The sequence below is a fragment of the uncultured Campylobacter sp. genome (assembly GCF_938045535.1).
Lineage (GTDB): Bacteria > Campylobacterota > Campylobacteria > Campylobacterales > Campylobacteraceae > Campylobacter_B.
Genome location: NZ_CALIMQ010000200.1, coordinates 1 through 6,832, shown reverse-complemented (window position 1 = coordinate 6,832; position 6,832 = coordinate 1). Strand labels below are relative to the sequence as shown.

The following is a 6,832-nucleotide window of genomic DNA, read 5'->3' as shown; positions in this document are numbered from 1 at the left end:
TAGACTAGAGGGCATCATCCCTGCGATCGAAAGCGCGCACGCGTTAGCGTATTTGCAAAAGCTCTGTCCGCAGTTAAAAGACAGAAAAACGATCGTCGTAAACGTAAGCGGCAGGGGCGATAAGGATATGGATACCGTGATGAACTACAAAAAAGGAACGATTTATGGATAAGATCAAAGCGGCCTTTGCCGGCAAAAAGGCGAACATCGGCTATATCGTGGCTGGCTATCCGAGCCCCGCGCACACGAAGGAGTTTTTGTCAAATTTAGATGAAAGCGCGATCGATCTGCTTGAGATTGGCATCCCGTATTCCGATCCACTCGCGGACGGTCCGGAAATTTTTAAAGCGAGCTTTTCCGCGGCGCAAAACGGCGTAAACGCGGAGAAGGTATTTGAAATTTTAAAAGAGGTGCAAACGCATAAGCCGCTCGTGTTTTTGGTCTATTACAACGTGATCTTTGCCTACGGCGCGCGCGAGTTTGTAGTGCAGGCGGCGCGCTACGGCATCAGCGGACTAATAATCCCCGATCTGCCGTATGAAGAAAACGAAGAAATTTTCGCGCTTTGCGAGGAGTTCGGTATCGCGCTCATCCCGCTCATTAGTGTTACGAGCGAGCACCGCGCCGCGCGAGTTTTGAGCCGCGCGCGCGGCTTCATCTACGGCGTGGGCGCTATCGGCGTGACCGGAAGCAAGCAAACTCCGATCTCGCGCCTTAAAAATATGGTCGCAGATCTTAAAAAAATGAGCGATCTGCCCGTAGCGATCGGCTTTGGCATTCGCAACTCTAGCGATGTTCGCGCCACCAAAGAATACGCAGACGGCGCTATCATCGGCACTGCGATCGTAAATTTGTGCGCGAACTACGGCGGGCGCGAGCTGCAAAATAAGATCGCCGAACTTTTTAACTAACGGAAAGAGCATGAAAAAGATATTTTTGATTTTAATCGCAAATTTTTGCCTCGGCGCCAATCTGATGCAATACGATCTTTTCAACCACGACGACAGCGTCGACATCGCCTTAGCATTTGACTCCGCATACAAGCCAGACATCGTGCGCCGTGTCGATGGGCAGTCGATGAGCCTTATTTTAAAAGGGCTTGGCGGCGATGAGAAATTTAACGAAATGCGCACCAATCAAAAGGTCTTAAAAAGCTTTACGATAGCGCCCAAAGGCAAGGATATCGAGATCAATTTCCCTACCGGAGCCGATCTATCAGTCGATGCTCTTACTCAAGACGCCAATTTAAAGCTCATTTTACGCGTAAAAAATCCCGCTTTCGACCAAAGCAAGATGAGCGTGAAGAGCGAGGCGAATGAAACGGCGCAAAGCGGTAGCAGTGGAGTTTCCGTGATGCCGATAATCGTAGCGTTACTGCTTGCGGCTGCGGCTTTCGTCGGCGTGCGAAAATTTTTATCACACAAGCCGCAAAAAAGTATCGACGAGACATGGCGGGTTTTTGAAGACGACGCTAGCATGGATAGCGCTGACGTGGACGAAGCGGGCATAGATGAAATTTTAAACGACTCATCTTTTAAAAATCAGAGCGGATCAAAGAACCCAAATTATTCTGACGCGCAGGAGTTTGCGAAGAAATATGAAGCCTCTGCTTTAAATTTAAAAAATTCTAACGACTCAAAAAGCATAGATGGTGCAGATTTTTTAAGAGGCGAGAACGTGGACGAAGAGAGTGCACACGATAAATTTTACGATGAAGTTGCGCGTGCTGAACATTTGGAAGCTACGGAGACGGACGAAAGCTCTGAGAGCGTCGAGAATATAAGAGCAGCGGATAAAATTTCGCCGCTTAAAGTAAGCTCTGCCGAGAGTGGTACGATGGAATTTCGCGAGGGAGCAAAAGAAAGATCGGATGCAAAAGAGCCCAAGATTTCGGCATTTAGAAGCATTTTAGAAAATGAGCTGCTTAGCTCGAATACCGCAAGACCTAGCGACGTGCGAGTAGAGCTTGTGCGCGAGATCGACGAAAATAATACTGCCGTAGTGCTAAGCTTCGCGGGCAAAAAACATCTAGTGGTGTTAAAAAGCTCCAACGCTATCGATTGATGAGGCGTGGAATTTCGTAACTTGCGGGCTTTGCAACCCATAAAATTTTGCAGTTTGTTAAATTTTAAAAATTGTGGAATTTTATAGCGCTAGAAATTTATGCCACATTTAAGCCTTATCACCAAAAGGTCGCGATGAGGTTTAAATTTGAAAAGAAAGAAGGGCGAAGGCTCGGGTAAGTTTTAAAATTTAACTCGCGCCTCGCCACAAAAAATTAATCTAAAATCTTACTTCCAAATCGACGTAGAAATTTCGTCCCGCGCCGACCGCTAAAGTATCTCGCGTGCGGTTTGCGTTGATGTAGTGGCGATCGAAAATATTATTTACGCCGAAGCTCACGTCCGCGCCATCAAGGGCCGGAATAACGCCGTTTTTGATCTTGTAGCTTCCTCTGAAATTCGCGATCGTAAAAGCTTTATCTGCGTAAAAATATTCCGTTCTGCGAGCGAAATAGGAAGCGGGTTTAGAATGAGGCTTGAAGTAGTGGCTTACCTCAAAGCCTAAATTTAAATCGTGCAGAGGCGAGTAGGAGGCGTGCGCGCTTAGCTTTTTGGCGTGGTTGTTTATGTTTTCATGCGTCTGCTTATTGTAAATTCTAAGTCGCTCGAAGCTTGCGCCGAAATCAAAGTCCTGCGTTTGGTAGTTTGAGCTAAGCTCAAAACCATGTCTTTTGGCTTGATCGATATTTTGATACTGCCCGTATTGTTGCGAAAAGCCGCCCGGAGGCACGCCCAGATGCGGTAGCGGCTTAACGTCAATCATATCTTTGATATTGCCGTTAAAGTAGATAAATTTCATATCGAAGTGATCGTCCGTAAAAATTTCATCCTGTTTAAAGCTAAATCCGACCTCGTACTCTTTTACGGTCTCGGGCTTTAGATCGGGATTTGGGATGTAATAATAATGTATGTTCATCGGCCCTGATTGCGATGTCTCGTGCGGAGTAGGCGCGCGGAAACTCTCGCTGTATCCCGCTAAAAGCGTAAATTTATCAAAGAGCGTATAGGCAATCGCCGCGCGCGGAGAAAATCTGGAATCTTTAAATTTAGCCGATCTGCCTTTGATGTCGCGATCGAATCTATCGTATCTACCGCCTAAGGTAAGCTCTAAATCATCGTGCAAGCGGATCAAATCCTGCGCGAAAAGCCCGTAACTATTGTATTCATTCGGAAAGGAGGCAAAATCCGATAGCACGCCGTTTAGGATATAGGTCGCATCCTCTTGCCGCTTTTCGTAATCGCCGCCGAAAGCAAAGCTGTGGTTTAAAAAGCCCGTATCAAATTCCGAGATATTTTTGATCTCTAAGCCCTTGCGATCATCTTTATTGGCGTAATCTAGCGTGCCCGTAGGTTGTTGATCTTTATAGCCGCGTTTATACTCGGCTCTGCTTTTATAGGCCTTAAAAGACATATCCACTAGCGGGCTTTGCGGCGTGAAATTCCAATCAAAAACGTAATCTCTCTGGCTTAAATTTCCATGCACGAAGAGATCCTCCTCGTTTTTCCATAGCGTTTGCCAGACGGTGTGTAAATTTTCGTCGTAATCAAAGGCGCTGAAGCTTATGCGATGATCGTCCAGACTTGCGCCGATCTTAAAAAATCCGGTATCGATATGCTCGTTATTAAAGGTCTTGTCGTAGCCCTCGCCGTAGTGCGTGCCGCCGTCTGCGAACTTAACGTTGCCGTAGCTTGCGCGCTTGCCGTAGAGTAAAACATCAATCGGAATTTCCTCGCCCTTGCCGTAGACCGCGCCGCGCGTGCTATGCATATTGTTTGATTCAAGCCTCTGTCCTAGCATCAAACCTACGCTTTTGCCTTCGCTTAGATAATCGCTCGCGCTTTTGGTCTGCATATTTACGATACCGCCGATCGCGCCCGAGCCGTGAAGCACGGACGAGGCGCCCTTTATGACTTCGACGCGCTTTAAAATGTCGCTATCGGTGCGGAAGGATGAGATCATATTTGAGTACATCCCCGCGCTCCTGCGCACGCCGTCTTGCTTGATGATGACGCGCTCGTCGCTTTGATATCCGAATCCGCGGATCTGAAACTGCCTGCCGATCTGCCGCCCCATATCCATACTGCCGTCAACGCCCGGTATCTGCATGATCGAATCGATCACGTTGGTTTTGGCTTTCATATCTTTGGGGGTTAAAATTCCGGCCGAGCCCGCGTATTTTAGGTTATCGACCGCGCTTACCGTCGCTTGCACGACGATTTGGCCTAGATCCTGCGACTTTGTGGCGTTGTTTTCGGCCGCATTTGCTCCGCCTATCGCGCCTATCGCAAGCGGCACCAATAAAATTCGCTTTTTCATACCCGCCCTTTAAAATAAAATTGAAATACATTATTATATATCTACATACTTAAATAAGGTTGAAATTTAATTTTAAAACCATTTGAAATTCGTTTTTATTGGCGGCAAGTATTGTGCTCCGTCTAAGCCGTTTCCGCGTTTTGGCTACGTCATGCCTACACTCTATTTGCGCCGTTTCTGTCCCCTCGGCTCTGCTCCGCTTGCACCTGTTTTTATCGCGTTTCGTCTGACTGCCTCTACGCCTTGGCTTTTCGTTTCGATTCGTCTGCGCCGAAATCGAGCGGCTAAATTCGGCGCTTCTATCACAGCAAAGAGCCTAAATTTAAACGCCCGCGATTTGCTTGCGTTTAAATTTAGCGGCCGCCCGCGCGATTTTAAAATTTCGCTTTTCGCAAATTCAGATCGGAATTTATTTGCTTTTTATTTTACAAAGGATAAAATCGCGCCTAAGAGATCGGTCGATCTAGATTATTTCAGGATTTTTTCATGAATAACGTTAAATGGTACATCATCGCAGGCGCCGTGCTAGGCGTTCTGGGTGCGACGCTGGTGCATTTCGGTAATCCGGGCAATATGGGCGTTTGCGTCGCTTGCTTTTTGCGCGACACCACCGGCGCGCTGGGCTTTCACCGAGCTAGCGCGGTGCAATACATCCGCCCGGAGATCATAGGGCTCGTGTTCGGCGGCTTTTTGGCAAGCGTGCTTTGGACGCGCGAGTTCGCGCCGGTTACGGGCAGCTCGCCGTTTGCAAAATTTTTCCTAGGGATTTTCGCGATGATCGGTTGCCTTGTATTTTTGGGATGTCCGTGGCGCGCGTTTTTACGCCTAGGCGGCGGCGATCTGACCGCATTAGCCGGGCTAGCGGGTCTGATCTGCGGCGTACTCATTGGGTTTTTGCTTAAAAAGCGCGGCTATGAGGCGAGTAAAGAGGCAAGACTTAGCGGCGCGATCGGAATTTTGCCCGTAATACTGGGCGCGGCGCTACTTGCGGCTTTGGTTTTCGGACTCAAAACGGGCGAGGGCGGCGCGCTTTTTATCTCCGCTAAAGGCCCCGGCGCGCAACACGCCGCGGTAGGCATCTCGCTGGCTGCGGGCATTATCGTGGGCGCGGTGATGCACAGAAGCAAATTTTGCAGCGTTGGCGCGTTCGGTAGAATTTTCCGCGGCGATTTCTCGATGTTTTGGGGCGTGCTAAGCGTCATCGTGTTTGCGAGCATCGCAAATATCGCGTTTGGGCAATACAAACTCGGCTTTGAAGGCCAGCCTATCGCACACAACGATTTCGTTTGGAATTTCTTAGGCATGGTGCTCGCAGGACTTTGCTTCAGCCTAAGCGAGGGCTGCCCCGGTAAGCATCTGGTGCAGGCCGGCACGGGAAATTTAAGCTCGGGCATCTTCGTCATCGGCATGGCGGCGGGCGCCGCGATCGCGCATAATTTCTTGCTCGCAAGCTCGGCTAAAGGCATCACAGAGTTCGCTCCTTACGCGGTCGCGATCGGTTTTGTTTTTGCGCTTTACGTGGGGATTTTTCAAAGGCGCGGCGCTTAAGGTTGATATTTAATCTCAGAGATCAATCTATACAGAGGCGGCGTATCTGATCAAGCTCTGGCGGCGTACTTATAAAGAAATACGCTGCTGGAGCAGAGTGCTCGCTGTAAGATTGGCGCAAGCAGCTAGAGATGGAATTTAAGAATTTGTAGCCGTATTCATAACGCGATAAACCAAATGATAAAATAGATTCTGCGCAAGAAAGATTACGATCAATTTTTAAGAGTCGCTCCTTTAAATTTTAAAATTTAAAAGATTCGTCGATTGAGGCTTCTTTCATCTAAAGCTCTTTAATTGCTAATTAAAATCCAGCTATACGTGGCGCTGAGCCTTATCCAAATCAATGCCTTTTGTCTTCATAAAAAATTCTTTTATCCTAACGTAGTCGTCCATAGTTTCTATGCGTAAAGGCGATATCTTTATCCTTGCCTCGGATTATTATATTATCGTAGAATATAAGTCTAAGTTGAAATTTAAAAACCAAAAAATATATAAATTTTGAGACGAATAAAAACAAAAATACAAGTATAGATATGAAAAATACTCTGAAACTACCTGTTTCTATATATTTTCTTACGCCGATAGCCAATACCAATATGCAGATCAATAAAAAAGCGATTATCGTAGCATACGGATCAAATTTTAAGAAAAATCTATAAAAAGCGCCTTGCCTCCTAAGCCACTCATTATCTCTTGCGAAATAGGCTCTTTTTACATCCTTAAGATCATCTAAGAATATAGTTTTTTCGGGCATTTTATTTGTATAATAAGTAACTCGATCATTATAAAATTTTACAAATTTCTAAGTATAGCAATAAAAAACTAATTAATTATTAGTATTTTCCTTATACCAATTTTCAGAATTATTTATAATTTCACTTATAAAAATATTTATATCATCAGA

General features: G+C 46.5%; 5 protein-coding genes and 1 pseudogene. 5 read left to right on the top strand and 1 reads right to left on the bottom strand.

Annotated features, from left to right (window positions below; translation table 11 throughout):
• The 3 genes and pseudogenes from Q0095_RS06155 to Q0095_RS06145 all read left to right on the top strand — a co-directional run.
• Positions 1-172: pseudogene (locus Q0095_RS06155) on the top strand (tryptophan synthase subunit beta); the annotation flags it as partial.
• Positions 165-911: a tryptophan synthase subunit alpha gene (gene trpA / locus Q0095_RS06150; RefSeq protein WP_297882348.1), complete on the top strand. Its 747-nt coding sequence runs from the start codon at positions 165-167 to the stop codon at positions 909-911. The pseudogene Q0095_RS06155 and the gene trpA, both read left to right, overlap by 8 nt.
• A gap of 10 nt (positions 912-921) precedes the next feature.
• Positions 922-2,064: a hypothetical protein gene (locus Q0095_RS06145; RefSeq protein WP_297882347.1), complete on the top strand. Its 1,143-nt coding sequence runs from the start codon at positions 922-924 to the stop codon at positions 2,062-2,064.
• 219 nt (positions 2,065-2,283) lie between these two features.
• On the opposite strand, the gene Q0095_RS06140 is transcribed toward Q0095_RS06145, so the two are convergent.
• Positions 2,284-4,380: a TonB-dependent receptor gene (locus tag Q0095_RS06140; protein ID WP_297882345.1), complete on the bottom strand. Its 2,097-nt coding sequence runs from the start codon at positions 4,378-4,380 to the stop codon at positions 2,284-2,286.
• 486 nt (positions 4,381-4,866) lie between these two features.
• Between Q0095_RS06140 and yedE the strand changes: the two genes are divergently transcribed.
• Entirely contained in the window at positions 4,867-5,928 is a 1,062-nt protein-coding gene (gene yedE, locus Q0095_RS06135) for a YedE family putative selenium transporter (RefSeq protein WP_297882342.1), read from the top strand.
• Positions 5,929-6,461: 533 nt separating this feature from the next.
• A complete protein-coding gene (locus tag Q0095_RS06130) occupies positions 6,462-6,587 on the top strand; it encodes a hypothetical protein (RefSeq protein WP_297882340.1) in 126 nt (41 codons plus the stop codon).
• Positions 6,588-6,832: the final 245 nt, after the last annotated feature.